The 19271-nt window shown below is 69.2% G+C and carries 17 protein-coding genes and 1 pseudogene; 4 read left to right on the top strand and 14 right to left on the bottom strand.

The window, feature by feature from the left end; translation table 11 throughout:
• Positions 1-7: 7 nt before the first annotated feature.
• The 3 genes from rarD to ON21_RS09095 all read left to right on the top strand — a co-directional run bounded on the left by rarD (position 8) and on the right by ON21_RS09095 (position 1671).
• Positions 8-952: an EamA family transporter RarD gene (rarD, locus tag ON21_RS09100; RefSeq protein WP_373281119.1), complete on the top strand. Its 945-nt coding sequence runs from the start codon at positions 8-10 to the stop codon at positions 950-952.
• Positions 900-1100 carry a PIN domain-containing protein gene (locus ON21_RS36865; protein WP_373281118.1) on the top strand — a complete coding sequence of 67 codons (201 nt, stop codon included), beginning with the start codon at positions 900-902 and terminating at the stop codon, positions 1098-1100. The genes rarD and ON21_RS36865 overlap by 53 nt, the downstream gene beginning before the upstream one ends.
• A gap of 76 nt (positions 1101-1176) precedes the next feature.
• A complete protein-coding gene (locus ON21_RS09095) occupies positions 1177-1671 on the top strand; it encodes a PaaI family thioesterase (RefSeq protein WP_051020531.1) in 495 nt (164 codons plus the stop codon).
• A gap of 74 nt (positions 1672-1745) precedes the next feature.
• On the opposite strand, the gene ON21_RS09090 is transcribed toward ON21_RS09095, so the two are convergent.
• Both ON21_RS09090 and ON21_RS09085 read right to left on the bottom strand, forming a co-directional pair.
• The gene (locus ON21_RS09090) at positions 1746-2246 is read right to left on the bottom strand and encodes a WKL family lipoprotein (protein ID WP_039797153.1); all 501 of its coding nucleotides are present in this window, start codon (positions 2244-2246) and stop codon (positions 1746-1748) included.
• A 194-nt stretch (positions 2247-2440) separates the two neighbouring features.
• Positions 2441-3772 (bottom strand): DNA polymerase IV, encoded by a 1332-nt coding sequence (locus tag ON21_RS09085; protein WP_039797152.1) that lies wholly within the window; start codon positions 3770-3772, stop codon positions 2441-2443.
• Positions 3773-4134: 362 nt separating this feature from the next.
• On the opposite strand from ON21_RS09085, the gene ON21_RS09080 reads away from it, so the two are divergent.
• Entirely contained in the window at positions 4135-5022 is an 888-nt protein-coding gene (locus ON21_RS09080; protein WP_218004055.1) for a UTP--glucose-1-phosphate uridylyltransferase, read from the top strand.
• Positions 5023-5248: 226 nt separating this feature from the next.
• Here ON21_RS09080 and ON21_RS09075 read toward each other — a convergent pair whose 3' ends face one another.
• From ON21_RS09075 to murG, 12 genes and pseudogenes are all read right to left on the bottom strand, one after another.
• A complete protein-coding gene (locus ON21_RS09075) occupies positions 5249-5794 on the bottom strand; it encodes a C40 family peptidase (RefSeq protein ID WP_245562520.1) in 546 nt (181 codons plus the stop codon).
• 553 nt (positions 5795-6347) lie between these two features.
• A pseudogene (gene ileS / locus ON21_RS09070) lies at positions 6348-9483 on the bottom strand (isoleucine--tRNA ligase).
• Positions 9484-9754: 271 nt separating this feature from the next.
• Positions 9755-9958 (bottom strand): hypothetical protein, encoded by a 204-nt coding sequence (locus tag ON21_RS36860; protein WP_083880491.1) that lies wholly within the window; start codon positions 9956-9958, stop codon positions 9755-9757.
• Between the two features lie 77 nt (positions 9959-10035).
• Positions 10036-10893, bottom strand: a complete 858-nt coding sequence (gene wag31, locus ON21_RS09060) for a DivIVA-like cell division protein Wag31 (protein WP_039797137.1) — start codon at positions 10891-10893, stop codon at positions 10036-10038.
• A 69-nt stretch (positions 10894-10962) separates the two neighbouring features.
• Positions 10963-11265 (bottom strand): YggT family protein, encoded by a 303-nt coding sequence (locus tag ON21_RS09055; RefSeq protein ID WP_039797136.1) that lies wholly within the window; start codon positions 11263-11265, stop codon positions 10963-10965.
• An 89-nt stretch (positions 11266-11354) separates the two neighbouring features.
• Positions 11355-12137: a cell division protein SepF gene (locus ON21_RS09050; RefSeq protein ID WP_039797135.1), complete on the bottom strand. Its 783-nt coding sequence runs from the start codon at positions 12135-12137 to the stop codon at positions 11355-11357.
• 105 nt (positions 12138-12242) lie between these two features.
• Complete coding sequence (locus tag ON21_RS09045; RefSeq protein ID WP_039797134.1) at positions 12243-13004, bottom strand: YggS family pyridoxal phosphate-dependent enzyme; 762 nt, start codon at positions 13002-13004, stop codon at positions 12243-12245.
• Between the two features lie 55 nt (positions 13005-13059).
• Complete coding sequence (pgeF, locus tag ON21_RS09040) at positions 13060-13788, bottom strand: peptidoglycan editing factor PgeF (protein WP_039797133.1); 729 nt, start codon at positions 13786-13788, stop codon at positions 13060-13062.
• Between the two features lie 336 nt (positions 13789-14124).
• The gene (gene ftsZ / locus ON21_RS09035; protein ID WP_039797132.1) at positions 14125-15369 is read right to left on the bottom strand and encodes a cell division protein FtsZ; all 1245 of its coding nucleotides are present in this window, start codon (positions 15367-15369) and stop codon (positions 14125-14127) included.
• A 353-nt stretch (positions 15370-15722) separates the two neighbouring features.
• A complete protein-coding gene (locus ON21_RS09030; protein ID WP_373281117.1) occupies positions 15723-16445 on the bottom strand; it encodes a cell division protein FtsQ/DivIB in 723 nt (240 codons plus the stop codon).
• A gap of 6 nt (positions 16446-16451) precedes the next feature.
• Entirely contained in the window at positions 16452-17969 is a 1518-nt protein-coding gene (murC, locus tag ON21_RS09025) for a UDP-N-acetylmuramate--L-alanine ligase (RefSeq protein WP_051020525.1), read from the bottom strand.
• Positions 17966-19069 carry an undecaprenyldiphospho-muramoylpentapeptide beta-N-acetylglucosaminyltransferase gene (murG, locus tag ON21_RS09020; RefSeq protein ID WP_174372148.1) on the bottom strand — a complete coding sequence of 368 codons (1104 nt, stop codon included), beginning with the start codon at positions 19067-19069 and terminating at the stop codon, positions 17966-17968. Before murG ends, murC begins: the two co-directional genes overlap by 4 nt.
• Positions 19070-19271 lie beyond the last annotated feature (202 nt).

The raw sequence follows: 19271 nt of genomic DNA, 5'->3' as shown, positions 1-19271 counted from the left end.
GTTCGTCATCGTGCGGCGAAGTAGGTCCATCCCCGGTGTAGCGTTCGGAGCCGGCGCGTACTTTCTGTGGGGGCTGTTCCCCGCGTTCTTCGGGTTGCTGGCGTTCGCCGGTCCGGCCGAGGTGGTGGCGCAGCGGATCGTCTGGACGCTCGTGGTCGTGCTCGCGGTGCTCGCGGTGAGCGGCCGGATCCGCGAGCTGCGCGGCCTCGGCGGCCACGTCTGGCGGCTGGCGGCCGTCGCCTCCGCCGCGATCGCGTTGAACTGGGGCGTGTACGTCTACGGCGTCATTTCCGGTCACGTCGTGGAGTGCGCGCTCGGCTACTTCATCAACCCGCTGGTCACCGTCGCGTTCGGGGTGGTGATCTTCCGTGAGCGGCTGGCCTGGCCCCAATGGGCCGCGCTCGCCCTCGGCGCGACCGCGGTGGCCGTGCTCACCGTCGACTACGGCAGGCCGCCGATCATCGCCTTGGCCCTGGCCTGTTCGTTCGCCACCTACGGCCTGGTGAAGAAGGTCATCCCGCTGGACGCGCTGCGCGGCATCGCCGCCGAGGGGATCGTCGCCGCGCCCTTCGCGCTGGTGTTCGTGATCGCCCTGGCGGTCACCGGGCACAGCGAATTCGCCTCCGGCCCGGGACATACCGCGCTGATGGTGGCGACCGGGCCGGTCACGCTTGTTCCGCTGCTGCTGTTCGCTGTCGCCGCCCAGCGGGTCGCGCTGTCCACCATGGGGCTGCTGCAATACCTCACGCCCGCATTGCAGATGGCCTGGGGCGTCGCCGTCGTGCACGAGCCGATGCCGGCCTCCCGGTGGGCCGGTTTCGCTCTGATCTGGGCGGCGCTGGCAATCTTCACCGCCCACGCACTGCTGCGGGCCCGGCGCGCGCGGCGGGTATCGCGCGATGTCACCACCGAACCCGGCCCGCACGCGAACGAAACCCAGCCCACATCATGAGTCCCATGAGATGCTCCGGGCCGCCGGACGCAAAGTGCCGATCAACGATTGCTGGATCGCAGCGACCGCACTGGCACATGACATTCCGATCGTCACGCAAGATGGCGACTACGACGCGATGCCCGACCTGAAAGTGTGGAAGCTGTAACAGTTCGTCGGATTCAACTACAAAAGTGTCGTATCCGACACTTCTGTGGGCCCCGACTTCTCCGTAGCGTCGATGCATGACCTCGCCCAGACCCCTTCGCTCCCGCAGGCCGACGGCCGAGACGACGCCCGACCCGCTCGGCATGACCGGGCGGGAGATATTGCAGGGAACGCTCGACGGGCGATTCCCGGGCGCGCCGATCCTGAACGCACTCGGTTTCCAGCTGGTCCAAGTCGGCGACGGGACCGTGGTCTTCGAGGGTGAGCCGGGCGATCAGCTGTTCGATCCGGCGGGCGGGATGTACGGCGGCTTCGTGGCGACGCTGCTCGAATCGGCCCTCGGCGCGGCCGTGCTGACGCGATTGGCGGGCGGGACGCGCACCACTTCGGTCAAGATCGGTATCGACATCCACCGGGCCGTGCGCGGCCACACGGGAACGCTGCGCTGCGAGGGCACCGCGATCCATGTCGGCCCCACCACGGCCAGCGCGGAGGCCCGCCTGATCGGCACCGAAGACGGCGACCTGTACGCGCACGCCACCTCGATGTACGCGGTTCTGCGCATGCTGTGAGCGGCGCACCGGCGCCGAACACGACGACGGGCCGGTCACCGGAAGAGCCCGGCGACCGGCCCGGTCGAGTGAAATCAGCTGCAGGCGGCCGACTGCTGGCCCAGGTTGGTCAGCATGGTGCAGGCCCAGGTCTTCTGGATCTTCCACTTGCCGTTGTCGGCGACGAACGGCACGTCGACGATGTTCTCCTGGCCGTTGAGGATGAACTTGGCCTTCGCGTTCACGCTGTCGCCGAAGGAGGTGACGTCGGTGACCTCGATCTTGACGTCGGCGCCCGACGCGGCCTGGGACAAGCGGTCCGGCAGTGTCGGATCGGCCTCGGCGCCCTGGACGTTGTCCAGCTTCTCGGAGGCGGGCACCGAGGGGTCCAGCGCACGGGCGAGGGCGGTGTTCAGCTCCGCGGGGGTCGGGACCGGCGGCAGGTTCGCGCTCGCGGTCGCCGACGCCTTGGCACTGGTCGACGTCTTTGCGGCGGGCTTGCTGTCCTTGTCGTCGCCACCGCAGGCGGTCAGGCCAAGCGCGGCGACGATGGCCAGTCCGGCGATCGCGATGCGTCCAGTCTTACGAAGCTTCAACTGCTCGTCCTTTGCGTTCGAGAGGTCCGTGTCGTGTACCACCATGGCAGCCGCCCCCGAACCGGCGGCGCTGCACGAGGTCCCAGGCTACCGGCCCCGGGTGGCGTCACCCGGATCCACATAGGACCGGCGATGGTCGTCGGCAGCGAACGTACGCGCCCGGCCGGGCGATGTCGAGCCGCGAGCCCCGGACGTCAGAGCAGACTGCCCAGCGGATCGGCCCGCGTGAGGGCGGCATCGTCGGCCGCGAAGGTGCGCGCGGGACCCGGACCGCTGGAACGGGTTTCGAAGCGGACGGTCACCACGCCGAGCCCCGCGCCCTGCACCCAGCCGTGGCCGTGCTCGGGATGCGACACGTCCATACCGGGATGCCAGACGGCGACGGACGAGACCGGCGCGGTGTGCGCGGCATCGCCGTGGCCTGCCGCTGGCACCGGTTCCGATTCCGTTTCCGCCGTGACGATCTCGGCGGCCGGGCCGCGATCCAGTTCGGGGAACAGCGATTCCTGGCGGACGGTCGACAGGCCGCCGTAGCCGACTCCGACGAGGCGGATCGGTCCCAGCTCCCGCGGGTCGAGCGCCGAACGCTGCGCGGCGGCGGCGAGGGTGGCCAAATCCTCGGTGGCGTAGGGCAAGGTGAAAGAGCGGGTGACGATGCTCATATCGGACTTCTTCAATTTGAGCACCACCGTGCGCGCGGCGCGCCCGTCACCGGTCAGGCGCCGGTGCGCCGCCGCGGCCATGTCCTCGATGGCCGGACGCAGCTGCTCGAGGCTGACGATGTCGGTTTCGTAGGTGGTCTCGGCGCTGATCTGCTTGGCTTCGGCGCGTTCGGCGACCGGACGGTCATCGATGCCGCGCGCCAGCCGGTGCAGCGCGGCGCCGACGCTGCCGCCGAGGATCGACATCGCCTCCGATTCCGGCAGCGCGGCGAAGGCGCCTACGGTCTCGATGCCGAGCGAGCGCAATCGACTCTCCGCGACCGGACCGATCCCCCACAGCTTGCGCACCGGCAGACCCGCCAGCAGACGTGGCTGCTCGACCGGCGAGATCACCCGCACCCCATCGGGTTTGGCCAAGCCGGAGGCGATCTTGGCCAACTGTTTCCCGGTGCCCGCGCCCACCGAAGCGGTCAACCCGGTCCGTTCGCGCACCACCGCGCGCAATTCCGCACAGAACGCGTGCACCTGGGCGACCGTCGCGCCGGCCAGCTCGGCGGGCTCGCCGAACGCCTCGTCGTACGACAACGTCTCCAGCACCGGGATGCGGCTGCGCAGCGCGTCGAAGACCTGCCCGCTGACCACACCGTAGACGGCCCCGCGCGGCGGCACGACCACCGCGGTGACGCCGACCAACCGGCGCGCCTGATGCATCGGCATCGCCGAGCGGGCGCCGAACGCCCGCGCCTCGTAACTGGCTCCGGCGACGACGCCGCGCCCGCCGGTGCCGCCGACCAGCACCGGCCTGCCGCGCAACGTGGGCCGGGTCAGCTGTTCGACCGAGGCGAAGAACGCGTCCATGTCCATGTGCAGAACCCAGCGACGGGCTGTGCTGTCCGCGTCGGCGAGCGCCGGGAGCCGTGGGCTCGCCGACGGCGCGACCGCGCGCTCGACGATCGGCTTCTCGGTACGCACGGGTGCAATGTACGCCCGTCCACCGACAGTTCGGGCAGGCGGTGACGCTGTGGGATGGCTGTGCGCTAGCTGTCGGTTACCTGCCGGTATCGGCGCCGCCCCCTGCTCGCCCCTGGCGACCGTCCGTTCCCGCCGCGACGGCTTTGATCTGCTCTTTTCCGCACCGGACCGGGTACCGGACAGTCTGGAAATAACCGCCGACGTGCCGTGGGGACGAGGCATGACCCACGGTCCGATATGTGATGATCGGACCCATGAATATCCGCAAGGCCGTCATCCCGGCCGCCGGTATCGGCTCCCGGCTGCTTCCGCTGACCAAGGCCATCCCGAAGGAGATGCTGCCGGTCGGCGACAAGCCGGTGATCGAGCACACGGTCCGCGAGCTGGTCGCATCGGGCATCACCGACATCACCATCGTGGTCAGCGGCGGAAAATCACTCATCCAGGACCATTTCCGACCCAATCCCGCGCTGGTGGCCCAGCTGCGCGCGGACGGCAAGACCGCCTTCGCCGACGCCGTCGAGGAGGTGGGCGAGCTGTCCCGGCTCGGCCACATCACCTACCTCGACCAGCACGGGCCGTACGGCAACGGCACCCCGGTGCTCAATGCCGCCCGCAATCTCGGCGACGAGCCGATGCTCGTGCTGTGGCCGGACGACGTGTTCGTCGCCGAGGTGCCCCGCGCCCAGCAGCTCATCGACGCCTACGAGGCCACCGGAGCCCCCGTCCTGGCGCTGATGCCGATGGATCCCGCCGAGTCGCAGCGCTACGGCGTGCCGGTGGTGGCCGACGACCACGGCAACGGCCTGCTGCGCATCACCGGGCTGCGGGAGAAGCCCAAGCCGAAGGACGCGCCGTCGTCCTTCGCCGCGATCGGCGGCTACGTGGTCACGCCCGGCATCATCGCCGAGCTGCGCAGGCAGACCGAAGCGTGGTACGAACACCGCACCGGCGAGGTGTACCTCACCGACGCGATCAACGTGCACGCGGCGAACAATCCGGTCTTCGGCCAGGTCATCCGCGGCCGGTGGTACGACACCGGCAACCCGGCCGACTACCTGGTCGCGCAATTCGCCTCGGCGCTGGCGCATCAGCAGTACGGGCCGCTACTGCGCACCCTCGCCGAGGGCCTCGGCGACTGACCGCACGTTCCGGCCCAGACCACGGCGGCCGCACCCAGCGACGCGCCTGGTAGCGGCGACTGCCCAGGGTGGTCCCCCGGCGTCGGCGCACCGGTCCCGTTCCACACCGCTCACTCCGTTCCGACGCCGGGCGGCGCGCCCCGCGAGATCCGGCCGAGTCGCCACGGCCCCGACCCGTATTCGCGGATCGGGGCCGTTTCAGTGCGGAGCATCCGCGCTCGGTGGCTCAGAATCGGCGGATGGCGTAGATGTCGAACTCGTCGAGCGGCGTGAAGCCGACCGGCACGCCCTGGCCGTACGCGTTGAGCACCTGGCCGTTTCCGGCGTAGAGACCGACGTGCGAGCCGTCACTGTTCAACACGACGACGTCTCCGGCGGACAGCGAGCCCCGCGGGACGGGCGCGCCCACCTTCGCCTGCTGCCAGGTGGTCCGCGGAAGCCGCACCCCGACCTGACGGTACGCCCACTGCACGAGACCCGAGCAGTCCCAACTGTCGGGGCCGGTTCCACCCCATTCATAGGGCTTGCCGATCTGCGTCGTCGCCGCGGCCAGCGCGCCGAGGCCGAACACACTGGGCACCGGCAGGTCGGCCGAGCCGCTGGCGCTGCCGGACGACGAACTGCCACTGTCCGCCGAACCGAACGACGCGCTGCCCGGCCCACTGCCGGAGGCGCTGCCGGTGTCCGCCCAGGCGGGTCCGGCGAGCAGGAGGGTCGCGATGATCGAGAGCAAGAATCCGAGTGCGATGCGGTGCAACGATTTTCTCGGCACGTACTCGCCCCTTCCATGGGCGCAGTTGACTGGCCACCGATCGGCGGCCTGGCTAACACATGGCATCGGCAGCGGTCCCCGATGCGGAGCCGCGGCCACCCGCGCCGGACACATTCCCAGCACGGCCGAATTCCAAGTACGACACGCGAAAAAAGGAAACTGCCACCCCGGAGCTCACCTGGGTAACAGCAGCGACATCGCAGATTGTGCCTGGGAAATCGGCGAATTGTCGGGAATCAGCAAATTCTCAGCATGTGATCTAAATCACTGTTTGAAGTGAAAATTGGGATGCGGAGAGGCGAGTGCACCCCGCCATCGGGTTGCCGTCCGATCGCGGACGGTACGCGCCCGCATGGCCACTCGGGTGCATCGAAGGCGGCGGCGAACGACGATGCACCGACCTGTCCGACCCGGCCGAGAACATGGAACGAACCTTGTCCGGTATGCGACGCCGGATCGCTGCTGCCGCGCGACCGGGTACCACGAAGACCGCCCGAAACAGCAACCGGGGCGGGACCTTTCGGTCCCGCCCCGGCTCGCTGGGTATCCGCGCTCAGGCCTTGGCGATCTTCGCGCGCACGCCGCCGACCAGATCGGCCGCCTCCGGACCGGCCGCGCCGAAGGTCAGCGTGGTGGCCAGGATCTCCCCCGCGATCAGATCGCGGTGGGTCTCGGCCCACGCGGTCCGGTCCGCCGGAACCTCCAGGACCGCGGTGATGCGGTCGGACACGTCCAGCCCGGCGGACTTCCTGGTCTCCTGGAGGTCGCGGATCAGGTCCCGCGCCCAGCCCTCGGCCTCCAGTTCCTCGGTGACCACCGAGTTCAGCACCACCAGACCCGCGTTCCCTGGCAGCGCCGCGGTCGACTCGGGCTCGGCCGCCACCAGACGCTGGGTGTACTCCTCCGGCAGCAGGGTGATCCCGGCCGCCCGGACCGTGCCGTCGGCGTCCTCGGACCACGCACCGGCTTTGACCGCCTTGATCACCGCCTGCACGTCCTTGCCCAGTCGCGGGCCCGCGGCGCGGGCGTTGACCACCAGCTCGAACCGGCCGTGCGCGTCCACGTCGGTGGTCAGATCGACCTTCTTGACGTTGACCTCGTCGGCGACGATGTCGGCGAACGGCGCCAGCCGCTCGGCGTCGGCCGCGGCGATGGTGACCTCGGCCAGCGGCAGCCGCACCCGCAGGTTCTGCGCCTTGCGCAGGCTCAGCACCGTCGAGCACACCACGCGCACCTCGTCCATGGCGGCGACCAGCTCCGGATCGTCCGGCAGCTCCCCTTCCTTCGGCCAGTCGGCCAGGTGCACCGAGTCGCCGCCGGTCAGGCCGCGCCAGATCACCTCGGTGACCAGCGGCAGCAACGGCGCGGCCAGCCGGGTGACCACCTCGAGCACCGTGTGCAGGGTATCCACCGCGTCGCGGTCCTCGCTCCAGAACCGCGAGCGGGAGCGCCGCACATACCAGTTGGTCAGCGCGTCGGCGAACGAGCGCAGTTCCTCGCACGCGCCCGCGATGTCGTAGGTCTCCAGCGCCTCGGTGATGACGTCCCTGGTGCGCGCCAGCTTCGCCAGGATGTAGCGATCGAGCACATGCGGCGAATCCGTGCGCCACACACCGGGCTTCGAGGCGTACAGCTGCAGGAACGTCCACGCGTTCCACAGCGGCCGCAGCGCGTGACTCACACCCTCGCGGATGCCGCGCTCGGTGACGATGAGATTGCCGCCGCGCAGGATCGGCGAACTCATCAGGAACCAGCGCATCGCGTCCGAACCGTCCCGGTCGAACACCTCGTTGACGTCCGGGTAGTTGCCCTTGGACTTGCTCATCTTCAGGCCGTCGTCGCCGAGCACGATGCCGTGCGCGGCGACGGTCTTGAACGCCGGGCTGTCGAACAGGGCCGTGGACAGCACGTGCAGGGTGTAGAACCAGCCACGGGTCTGCCCGTTGTACTCGACGATGAAATCGCCCGGGAAGTGGCTGTCGAACCACTCCTTGTTCTCGAACGGGTAGTGCACCTGGGCATACGGCATCGAGCCGGACTCGAACCAGCAGTCCAGCACCTCCGGCACCCGGCGCATGGTCGACTTGCCGGTCGGATCGTCGGGATTCGGCCGGGTGAGCTCGTCGATCATCGGGCGGTGCAGATCGGCCGGGCGCACGCCGAAGTCGCGCTCGAGCTCGTCCAGCGAGCCGTACACGTCGACGCGCGGGTAGGCCGGATCGTCGGACACCCAGACCGGGATCGGGCTGCCCCAGTAGCGGTTACGGCTGATGTTCCAGTCGCGCGCGCCTTCCAGCCACTTGCCGAACTGGCCGTCGCGGATGTGCTCGGGTACCCAGGTGATCTGCTTGTTCAGTTCGACCATCCGGTCGCGGAACTTGGTGACCGCGACGAACCAGGAGGGCACGGCCATGTAGATCAGCGGCTGGCCGGAGCGCCAGCTGTGCGGGTAGGAGTGCTCGATCGTCTCGTGCCGCAACAGCTTTCCGGCCGCCTTGAGGTCCTTGATGATCACCGGGTTGGCGTCGAACACCATCAGGCCCTCGTACGGTGGGACCATCGAGGTGAACTTGCCGCCCGCATCCAGCGGCTGCACCAGCTCGATGCCGTGGGCGGAGGCGACGTCCATGTCCTCCTCACCGAAGGCGGGCGCCAGATGCACGATGCCGGTGCCGGAGTCGGTGGTCACGTAGTCGGCGGTGAGCACCCGGTGGGCGTTGGGATGACCGAGGAAGAAGTCGAACGGCGGCGCGTAGGACAGATCCGCCAGCGCGGCGCCCTCGAACTCGGCGAGCACCTCCGGCTCCGCGCCGAACTCTCGCGCGTAGTGCGAGACCCGTTCGGCCGCGAGCACATAGCGTTCGCCGTCGGCCGCGCGCAGGTGCACGTAACGGACGTCCGGATGCACCGCGATCGCCAAGTTGGACGGCAGCGTCCACGGCGTGGTGGTCCAGATCAGCGCGTTGGCGCCGTCGAGTTCGTGCAGCGGATGCTCCGCGGGCACACGCAACGCCATATCGACGGTGACCGCCGGATCCTGGCGCATCTTGTAGGCGTCGTCGAGGCGGGTTTCCTGATTCGACAGCGGCGTCTGCTCGTACCAGCTGTAGGGCAGCACCCGGAAGCCCTGATAGATCAGCCCTTTGTCGTACAGCGATTTGAACGCCCACATCACCGACTCCATGAAGTCGGTGTCCAGCGTCTTGTAGTCGTTGTCGAAGTCGACCCAGCGGGCCTGCCGCGTCACGTAGTCGCGCCATTCCCCGGTGTAGCGCAGCACCGACGTTTTGCAGGCCGCGTTGAATTCCGCGAGCCCCATCGCGTCGATCTGTGATTTGTCCGTGATACCGAGCTGCTTTTCGGCTTCGATTTCCGCGGGCAATCCGTGGCAGTCCCAGCCGAATCGCCGGTCGACCCGCTTGCCGCGCATCGTCTGGAAACGCGGGACGAGGTCTTTGACGTATCCGGTGAGCAAATGTCCGTAATGCGGCAGACCGTTGGCAAAGGGCGGGCCGTCGTAGAAGACGAATTCAGCTGCGCCGGAACGGTTTTCGATACTCGCGCGGAAGGTCGTCGGCGGCCGCCCACGCGTCGAGCACGCGGCGCTCCATCTCGGGGAACGTCGCCCCGCTGCCGACGCTCAGGTCGACGCGCGGGTACGCGCTGTTGCTGGAAGTGTGGTCCGCCATGGCGGATGCGTCTCCTCGTGCCGAGTCGTTGGCACGGGGACGATGACGGCGCCCGGTGCGCCGAAACCGCGGTACCACCCCGCTTGTCCGGCGTGACGAACACCGGACCTCTCATTCGCGAGCTGTGACGGGCTCACCCGTTCGGTTCTACTGAGCGCCCGGCCCGCAGGCCGTGCCGCCGTTCTTCCGAAGGCTCCCCGGTGATGGCCGGATCGACGCCGATTTCATGTTTGATTCTAGCCGGAGCGGTCAACTCACTTTGTCAGGCAGGTCAGCGTTTGGCATGACGACCAGGAGGCGGCGGTGGGGAATCACCATCCGGGCTCCGCATGGACAAAGCACTCACCAACAAGAGCATCGCGCCGATCACGCACACCACGATGCAGCCCCACGCCCAGATCACCGATCCGGTGGTGAGCGCGGCCACGAGCAGGGCGAAGCCGATCGCGGCAAGGACGAGTGTCAAGACGAGCATGGTGACCCCCAAGGCATGCCGGGCGGCTCGACAGTTCCTCTAACGGTATGCGAACTGCTGTGCTGGGGCGCGGTGCGCTACTTACCGCCCTTGGCGAACGATGCCGGCGCGAGGTTGTTCGCCGTGTTGGCATCCACGAAAGCGTCGCCGCCGTCGACCGGCACGGCCGAGCCACGGTTCTCCAGCTCCTCGAGCTGCGACTCCAGATACGACTTCAACCGCACCCGGTACTCCCGCTCGAACGTCTTGAGCTGCTCGATCCGGCTCTCCAGCACGCTGCGCTGCTGCGTGATGGTCGCCATGATCTCGGTGTGCTTGCGCTCGGCGTCCGCCTGCAGCGCGTCGGCCTTCTCCTTGGCCTGGCGAAGCTGGCTGTCCGAACGTGTCTGCGCATCCGACAGCATCGCGTCCGACTTCTGGCGGGCGTCGGCGATCATGGCCTCCGACCGCGTCCTGGCGTCCCCGACCAGTCGCTCGGAATTCGCCCGGGCATTCGACAGCAAGCTCTCCGCCTCGGCCTTGGCGTCGCTGGTCAGCCGATCCGCCATCTCCTGGGCGAGGCTGAGCACCTTGGCGGCCTGCAGGTTCGCGTCCGCGCCCGGAGCGTCCTTGGCCACCGGGGCGGCGGGCATCGGAGCGGGCGGCGCGACGGGAACCGGGGGCTTGATCGGTTCCGGCTGCGGCGGCGGGGCCTGCGGAATCGGCGGTTTCGGGGCGTTCACCCCGGCCGGCCCGCGGTTCTTCTTGGCGTCGGCCAATTCCGCGTCGAGCTCGGCGACCCGCTGGCGTAGATCGGCGTTCTCCTCGATCAGACGCGAGAGCTCCTGCTCCACCAGATCCAGGAACGCGTCGACTTCATCCTCGTTGTAGCCGCGCTTCCCGATCGGCGGTTTGCTGAACGCGACGTTGTGCACATCGGCTGGGGTCAGCGGCATGGAAGGATCCCTTCACGCGTCTTTTGGAGATCTAGCAGATCTAGCAAGCTGTCTTCACGGCCCATTCTGTCACACCGGAGCTACCGGCTGCCCGAGCCTGCCCACGATCGACATCAGGATGAAGACGATGAAAAGCAGGACCATTATCGACAGATCCAGGCGAATTCCGCCCAGTGACACCGGAGGTATCAAGCGCCTGAGCAGTTTCACCGGAGGGTCGGTGATCGTGAAGATCACCTCCAGGACGACGACCACGACACCGGTAGGACGCCAGTCTCGGGCAAAGCTACGGATGAACTCGACGATCACCCGGCTGATCAGCAACAGCCAGAAGATGAACAGTACGAAGTACAGCACCGCGAACAAGGCCACGACTTCACTCTGCCGTAAAAATCGCTTCGCGCAAAATGACCGCGCCGCACAACCTGCGCCCGGTCCGCTTCACCCCCCAGATCACGAGCTTATTTCTGGTTGTAGAAGCCGGTTTCCGCGATGCGTCTGCGTTCTTCCGCTGATACGTCGACATCGGCCGGTGAGAGCAGGAACACTTTTGTCGCCACCTTGTCGAACGACCCGCGCAGCGCGAAGGCAAGGCCCGCGGCGAAGTCGACCAGTCGCTTGGCGTCGGCATTGCTCAGATCGACCAGATCCATGATCACCGGATTGCCCTCGCGGAAGCGCTCGCCGATGATCCGAGCCTCGCTGTAGTCGCGCGGGCGCAGCGTCGTGATCTTGGACAAGGGGCCTCCGTCCTCGAAGATCCCGGGCCGCCGCACCGGGGCGGGCTCGGGACGCACGCGCTCCTCCAACCTGCGCTCCTCGGCGTCGGGGTCGACGGCGAGCGCGCCACGGGTCGTGCCGCGCAGTGGAGGCGCGCTCCCGCCCGCGCGGAACCGGCCCGACGGCGCCGAGTCGATCCGGGTGGGACGCCGGGGCGCGTCGTAGCGGTCGTCGCCGTAGGGCTCGTCGGCGTAGTCGTCGCGCCGCGACACCGAGTAACCCGCCTTGTAGGGCGACTTGTAGGCGGGCTCGGGGTAGTCGACGTCGTCGAAACGGCTTGCGCCGTAGCGGTCGTCGGCGTAGCGATCGACGTAGCCGTCGCGGTCGGAGTAGTCACGGGGCCGGGGCCTGCGAGCGCCGCGCTCGTCCACCCCTCGGGGAGCGCGATCGTCGACGTAGTCGTCTTCGTAATCCTCGAGCGGAACCATGCCGAAGTACGCCTTGAACTTGTGCAGCGTGCTCATTGGTCGACCTTCCTTCGGCCCCGGTGGCGGCCGGGTGTTGAAGTCTTGCTCAGCCCTCGTCAGATCCCAGCATATGTGTCGAATGTGACTGATGAGGTTTCTTTGCTAGCCCGAGGTTATCGGTCGCATACCCATCAGAGCGGTACCGACACGCACAACCGTCGAACCGTGTTCGATCGCGGATTCCAGATCCCCCGACATTCCCGCGGAAAGCTCTGTCGCGTCCGGATGATCGGCGATCAACAACGTGTGCAACATCGCAAGTCGCGCAAATGCGGCATCGGACTCCGAACCCAAGGGCGGAATGGCCATCAGACCCGACAAACGTAATCCGGGAGCGTCCGCAATCCGTTGCGCAAGGGCGGGAAGATCTCCGGCCGCGACGCCCCCGCGCGCGGGGTCGTCGTCCAGGCTCACCTGGAGCAACACCCGAAGCGGTTCGGCGCGTTCGCCCGCCTCCAGCGCGGCGACCGCACCCGCGTCAAGAGCGGTTGCCAGACGTTCGCTGTCGACCGAGTGGACGGTGTGCGCCCAGCGGGCCACACTGCGCGCTTTGTTCCGCTGCAGCCGCCCGATCATGTGCCAGCGGATGCCGGAGAGGTCTTCCTCACGCAGCGCCGCCACCTTGGCGGCCGCCTCCTGCTCCCGCGACTCCCCGAACTCGCGCCGCCCGAGCCGGTGCAGGATCGCCACGTCCGAGGCGGGGAAGAATTTCGTCACCGGCAGCAGCCGCACCGAATCCGGCGCCCGGCCCGCCGCGCGGCACGCCGCGTCGATGCGGGCGAGCAGACCGGCCAGGTTGTCCGACAGCTCGGCGGTCCTGGCAGTGAGTGCGGCGTCCGCCACGGTCTCCGCTTCGGCGCTCATACGCGCGCCTCCCCCGCGTACGGCGCCTCGACCGCGGGTGCGGCGGTTCGCGCGCTCACGCGGCGGCCTCCATCCAGATCACCCCGCCGATCCGGCCGGTGGGCGCGCCACGGCGATGGCTGAACAGGGTGTGGTCCTCGATGGTGCAGCGCGGGTCGACCGCGATCGCGCCGACGCCCGCCTCGGTGAGCTGCCGGGAGATGCCCGCGCGCAGATCCAGGCCGGGGGTGCCGCGGACCGTGGTGGTCGCGCTGCCGGGCAGGTGCGCTTCGACGTCGGCGCGCATCGCGGCGGGCACCTCGTACCGACGGCCGGAGGCGGCGGGCCCGAGCAACGCGCCGACCCGGTCCAGGCGCGCGCCGACCGAAACCATCGCCTCGAGTACACGCGGCACGATGCCGATGCGGGCGCCGATCCGCCCCGCGTGCACCGCGGCGATCACACCCGCCTCGTCGTCGGACAGCAGGACGGGCACGCAGTCGGCGGTGAGCACGACCAGCGCGAGTTCCGGCACGGTGGTCACGAGCGCGTCGGTGGCGGGAACCGGTTCGGCACGCGGGCCGTCGACGATCTCGACGTTGCGGCCGTGGATCTGTTCCATCCAGACCAGGCGCTGCGGCGGCAGGCCGATGCCCTCGGCCAGCCGGTCGCGGTTACGCCGCACGGCCGCCGGATCGTCACCGACGTGGTCGCCCAGATTGAACGAATCATAGGGTGGCGCCGAGAAGCCTCCGGACCTGGTCGTGGTGACCCGTCGGACAGTGATGGTCGGCGCGATAGTCATGGCGACGAGCGTAGTTGCGCTCGGTGAAGGGCGTCGAAATGCCCAGGTAGAAAGCGAATCTTCGCCCGGGGCGAGATCAGTTGCGTCGCATCGGGCGCCTCGGCGCCCGGTCCCGCCCGGCCGGCCCCCGCGCCGGCGTCCCCCGAAATCCTGTCCACAGTGGTACTTCGGGACACCGCTTCGGCGAGTCCCTTCGCCGCGTCCCGGCGCGGGCCGGGATCGCTCTTTCCAGCTCGGTCCCGGCCTGCGCCGGAACCGGATTCCAGTGCCTGATGGGTGCTGCCGGACGCAGCCCGTCTTCAGCCGCGCATGGCCGGAGCGAAGGCGGAGGTACGTTCAGCCCCGCCGCATGAACGACGGCACATCCACGTCGTCGTCATCGTCGTCGGCATCCGGCGGCGTGATGTGCGGCCGCGTGCCGCTCGTCACGGACGGCTCGCCCAGGGTGCGCGCCCGCTCGGTGTCCCGGTAGCTCGGCAACGTGCCGCGACCCGCCGCACCCGTGACGGATGTGCTCGGCGTGCTGTCGCTGCCGCGCGCGGCGATCTCGCTGGTTCGGCTCTGCCCGATCTCGCCCGAACGCGCCGTGCCGATGGTGCTGCGGCCCGAAGTCTCGAAGGTGCGCCGGGCCGGGCCGCCGCCGTCGAAGCCCGCCGCGATCACGGTGACCCGTACCTCGTCGCCGAGCGAGTCGTCGATCACGGTGCCGAAGATGATGTTGGCCTCGATGTGCGCGGCCTCCTGCACCAGCGAGGCCGCCTCGTTGATCTCGAACAGCCCGAGATCGGACCCGCCCGCGATCGACAGCAGCACGCCGTGCGCGCCGTCCATGGAGGCTTCCAGCAGGGGCGAATTGATCGCCGACTCGGCCGCTTTCACCGAGCGGCCCTCGCCGCGCGCCGAACCGATGCCCATCAGCGCGCTGCCCGCGCCGGACATCACGCTCTTGACGTCGGCGAAGTCGACGTTGATCAGACCGGGGGTGGTGATCAGGTCGGTGATGCCCTGCACACCGTTGAGCAGCACCTCGTCGGCGGAGCGGAACGCGTCCATCAGGCTCACCGCCGCGTCGCCGAGCTGCAGCAGCCGGTCGTTCGGGATGACGATCAGCGTGTCGCACGACTCGCGCAGCAGATTGATCCCGACCTCGGCCTGATTCCCGCGCCGCTTGCCCTCGAAGGAGAACGGGCGGGTGACCACGCCGATGGTGAGCGCGCCGAGCTTGCGCGCGATCTGCGCGACGACCGGGGCGCCGCCGGTACCGGTGCCGCCGCCCTCACCAGCCGTCACGAAGACCATGTCGGCGCCCTTGAGCACCTCTTCGATCTCGTCCTTGTGGTCCTCGGCGGCCTTGCGGCCGACCTCGGGGTCGGCGCCTGCTCCGAGACCTCGGGTCAGTTCACGGCCGACGTCGAGCTTGACGTCGGCATCGCTCATCAGCAACGCCTGGGCGTCGGTGTTGACCGCGATGAACTCGACACCTTTGAGTCCCTGCTCGATCATCCGGTTGACGGCATTCACACCGCCGCCGCCGATACCGACGACCTTGATCACCGCAAGGTAGTTGTGCGGGGGCGTCATGGGCTCTCGCCTTCCTTCGATCTAAAGCCTGTCGTTTCCGGATGCTCGGCACGCCGCCTTTTCGGCCCGTTCCGGGGGCCGGATCGCTACGAGGAGCGAACCGCGGCTCGGGCAAACCCTAAAGCTCAACCATAGGGTTAGCGTTATGTCAAGTATCCGACTGGTGCGGAACGCTATTCGCAGCCGACGCGATACGCGCGCAGGCGCGCCGAAACGAGAGCCAGAATCTTGCGTGATCCCGCTCGTCTCGCCGCTCCACACGTCGTATGGTGAACGGTTGCCCCCCGGCTCCCTTCTCGGCGCCGGAAACTCTCCCGGACCGCCGAAAATTACCTGGGCGCAATGGGTGTGGATCACTTTACCGTGACCAGATTGGGACTCGACACATCGAACACCGTTCCGGGGCGCGTCAACAACGGCAACACGACCGCCGCCTTTCGCTCGGCGTCGTCGCTCCCGCCCCAGAGTACCGTGCGGCCGTCCTTCAGATTCAGCGAAATATCCGAAATGGACCGCGCCGCAACCTCGCTCACCTGAACCGCCAGCGCAGGCGGCACGATGGCGATCACCGAGACCGCCGCCCTGGTCACCGGATCGGCGCCGCCGGGATGATCGGTGATCAACTTCGGCACGCCGATCGGCGCGGGCTCGACCGCGAATTCCACGCCGTCGGCGTCGAGCAGATGCGCGCCTTCCTGGCTGTCGTAGAACAACACCGCGACGCGCTCGACGACCGTCACCCGAACCGTGGAGGGAAATACCCGTTGCACCCGTGCCGTGCGGACTTTCGGAATGCTCGCCACCCGCCGGGCCACGGCATTGGTGTCGATCCGGAAGATCGAGCGGCCGGAAGGAATTTCGAGCACATCACGCACCTGTTGTTCGGAGACCGTGACCGTCCCCTCGATGCGCACGGTGCGCGCCGAGAGCACCGGCGTGAACCAGGCGAGCGCACCGAGCACCGCAAGGACGCACACGCTCAGCAATCCCCACAGGCGAATTCGGCGCCAGTCGAGCTCGCCGAACCGATCACCCGCGCGGCGCCCGGCCGCGCGCGCCGACCCGACCCCGCGCACGCCGGGTCACCGTCCGTGCTGGGGACGCGCCCGTAATCCGTCGAGAATCTGACTGCCCAGCATCGTCACGTCGCCCGCGCCCATGGTGATCACCACGTCGCCCGGCAACGCCAGCCCCGCGACCTGGCGCCCGACCCGGGACATGTCCGGCTGGTAGTGCACCGGCTTCGTCACCGACTGCGCGACCAGCGCTCCGTTCACGCCCGGCAGCGGCTTCTCCCGCGCGCCGTAGACATCGAGCACGACGACCTCGTCGGCCAGGCTCAACGCGGCGCCGAAGTCCTGGGCGAACGTCGCGGTCCTGCTGTAGAGATGCGGCTGGAACACCACGATGACCCGGCCCTGCCTGGACCGGGCGCCGTCGCGGGCCTCCTGCTGGACCAGTTCGGCGGCGGCGCCGAGCACGGCGCGCACCTCGGTCGGGTGGTGGGCGTAGTCGTCGAACACCCGCACGCCGTTCTCCCGCCCGGCGAACTGGAACCGGCGGTGCACACCGCCGAACCCTTCCAGGCCCTGGATGATCTCGCCCACGTCCGCGCCGGTGGCCCTGGCGGCGAGCAGGGCTCCGAGCGCGTTGAGCGCCATGTGCCTGCCCGGCACCGACAGTCGCAGCGTGCGCGGTGCGGCCTCGTCGGTGAGCTGGAACTGCGCGATGCCGCCGACATCCCGCGGCTCCCAGCTGTGCAGCCGGGCGCCCACCGGGACCGGCGCGTCCGCGAGGTCGCCGGAGCCGTAGCCGAGGACCTGGACGTTCCGCTCGGCCAAGCGCGCGCCGACCCGCTGGGCCAACGCCAGCGAGCCGGGATCGTCCAGGCACACCACCAGCAGGCCGCCTGCGGCGAGCCGGTCGGCGAAGTCGTCGAATACCTGCACGTAGGCCTCGTCGGAGCCGAAGAAATCCAGGTGATCGGACTCGATGTTGGTGACGACCGCGACGTCCGGGTCGTATTGCAGCAGCGAACCGTCGCTCTCGTCGGCTTCCGCGACGAAGATGTCGCCGGTGCCGTGGTGGGCGTTGGTGCCCGCCTCGTTCAGCTCGCCGCCCACCGCGAACGAGGGATCGAACCCGCAGTGCTGCAACGACACGATCAGCATCGAGGTGGTGGAGGTCTTGCCGTGCGTACCGGAGACCAGCAGTGTGCGATGGCCCCGCATCAGCGAGGCCAGCACCGTGGGGCGCAGCAGCACCGGGATGTCGCGCCGGTTGGCCTCGACCAGTTCCGGATTGGTCTTCGGAATGGCGGCGTACGTGGTGACCACCGCGGTCGGACCGCCGGGTAGCAGGTCCAATGCGGTGGCGTCGTGCCCGATCCGCACCTGCGCACCGCGAGCGCGCAGCGCCAGCACGCCCCGGCTCTCCTTGGCATCCGACCCCGACACCGCGCCGCCGCGGGCGAGCAGGATCCGGGCGATGCCGGACATCCCGGCTCCGCCGATGCCGACCATGTGCACGCGCTCCAATTCCGGGGGAAGCGCGGTGCGTTCGGTGTCCGGGACCACCCGGTCCGCGGTCGTGTCGCTCATCGGCGTGCCACCTCCAGCGCGATCCGCGCCACCTCGTCGGCGGCGTCGCGGTGCCCGGCGCCTGCGGCGGCCCGGCCCATCTCGATCAGCCGTGCGGAGTCCATGAGCAGCGGAATCACCTCATCGATCACGTACTTCGGCGTCAACTCGGAATCGGGGACAATTCTGCCACCGCCCTGGCGCACCACGGGCCGAGCGTTGAGCTCCTGTTCCCCGTTGCCGTGCGGCAGCGGCACGTAGAAGGCGGGCAGCCCGACCGCGGAGACCTCCGCGACGGTCATCGCGCCCGATCGGCAGACCACCGCGTCGGCCGCGGCGTAGGCGAGGTCCATCCGGGACAGATACGGCACCGCGACGTAGCGAGCGCCGTCCGCGGCGGAGTCGTCGACCTCGAGGGTGTTCTTGGGGCCGTGCGCGTGCAGCACCGAGATGCCCGCGGCGGACAGCTGGGGCGCGGCGCCCGACACCGCCTCGTTCAGTGTCCGCGCGCCTTGCGATCCGCCGAAGACCAGCAGCACCGGTCCGTCGGGCGGAAGGCCGAAGTGCGCCCGCGCTTCGGCCCGCAGTGCGGCGCGGTCCAGTCCGGTGATCGATGCGCGCACCGGAATGCCGACCACCCGCGCGTTCGCCAGGCCCGAGTCCGGGACCGCGGCGAGCACCCGTGCGGCGCGGCGGGCGCCGACCTTGTTCGCGATACCGGCCTTGGCGTTCGCCTCGTGCACCACCACCGGCACCCGGCGCCTGCGGCGCAGCACGCCCGCGCCCGCGGCGAGATACGCCGGCAGCGCCACGTATCCGCCGAAACCGATGATCACGTCGGCCTCGACCGCGTCGATGACCGCGCGGGTGGCCGCCACCGAGGCGCGCACTCGACCGGGCAACCGCAGCAGATCGGCGGTGGGCTTGCGTGGCAGAGGCACGGGCGGGATGAGCTCGAGCGGATAGCCGCGCTCGGGAACCAGGCGGGTCTCCAGGCCGCGTTCGGTGCCCAGCGCCGTCACCCGGATCGAATCGTCGAGCCCCCGCAACGCGTCGGCCACCGCGAGTGCCGGTTCGATGTGGCCCGCCGTGCCGCCGCCCGCGACGATTACCGAGATCACCTGGATCTTCCCCGTTCTCTTGCGTGATTGACCGGATAGCTGGGTTCCCAAGCCCTGGTGGCACGCGCCGAGCTGGTGCCGCGGCTCTCCGGCGAGCGGCGGCGCGGCGGTTCGGCACGCCCCCGCCTGCCCGACGGCAGCGCCGACGGTCCGCGATCGGACGGCCGCGGCGCCCGGCCTCGGCGGGCGCTCGCCCGAGCCG

Source organism: Nocardia araoensis NBRC 100135 (assembly GCF_000308435.1).
In the GTDB taxonomy this organism is placed as follows: domain Bacteria; phylum Actinomycetota; class Actinomycetes; order Mycobacteriales; family Mycobacteriaceae; genus Nocardia; species Nocardia araoensis.
Note: the sequence above shows the minus strand (reverse complement) of the source record. Positions and strands in the feature narration are given on the sequence as shown.

Bases quoted from the DNA above. Each gene is read 5' to 3' on its own strand.
- ON21_RS36860 (WP_083880491.1), bottom strand. From the start codon at position 9,958: ATGCTCGTCTTGACACTCGTCCTTGCCGCGATCGGCTTCGCCCTGCTC.
- ON21_RS09080 (WP_218004055.1), top strand. From the start codon at position 4,135: ATGAATATCCGCAAGGCCGTCATCCCGGCCGCCGGTATCGGCTCCCGG.
- murC (WP_051020525.1), bottom strand. From the start codon at position 17,969: ATGAGCGACACGACCGCGGACCGGGTGGTCCCGGACACCGAACGCACC.
- ftsZ (WP_039797132.1), bottom strand. From the start codon at position 15,369: ATGACGCCCCCGCACAACTACCTTGCGGTGATCAAGGTCGTCGGTATC.
- ON21_RS36865 (WP_373281118.1), top strand. From the start codon at position 900: ATGTCACCACCGAACCCGGCCCGCACGCGAACGAAACCCAGCCCACAT.
- ON21_RS09085 (WP_039797152.1), bottom strand. From the start codon at position 3,772: ATGGACATGGACGCGTTCTTCGCCTCGGTCGAACAGCTGACCCGGCCC.
- ON21_RS09045 (WP_039797134.1), bottom strand. From the start codon at position 13,004: ATGAGCGCCGAAGCGGAGACCGTGGCGGACGCCGCACTCACTGCCAGG.
- pgeF (WP_039797133.1), bottom strand. From the start codon at position 13,788: ATGACTATCGCGCCGACCATCACTGTCCGACGGGTCACCACGACCAGG.
- ON21_RS09095 (WP_051020531.1), top strand. From the start codon at position 1,177: ATGACCTCGCCCAGACCCCTTCGCTCCCGCAGGCCGACGGCCGAGACG.
- ON21_RS09050 (WP_039797135.1), bottom strand. From the start codon at position 12,137: ATGAGCACGCTGCACAAGTTCAAGGCGTACTTCGGCATGGTTCCGCTC.
- wag31 (WP_039797137.1), bottom strand. From the start codon at position 10,893: ATGCCGCTGACCCCAGCCGATGTGCACAACGTCGCGTTCAGCAAACCG.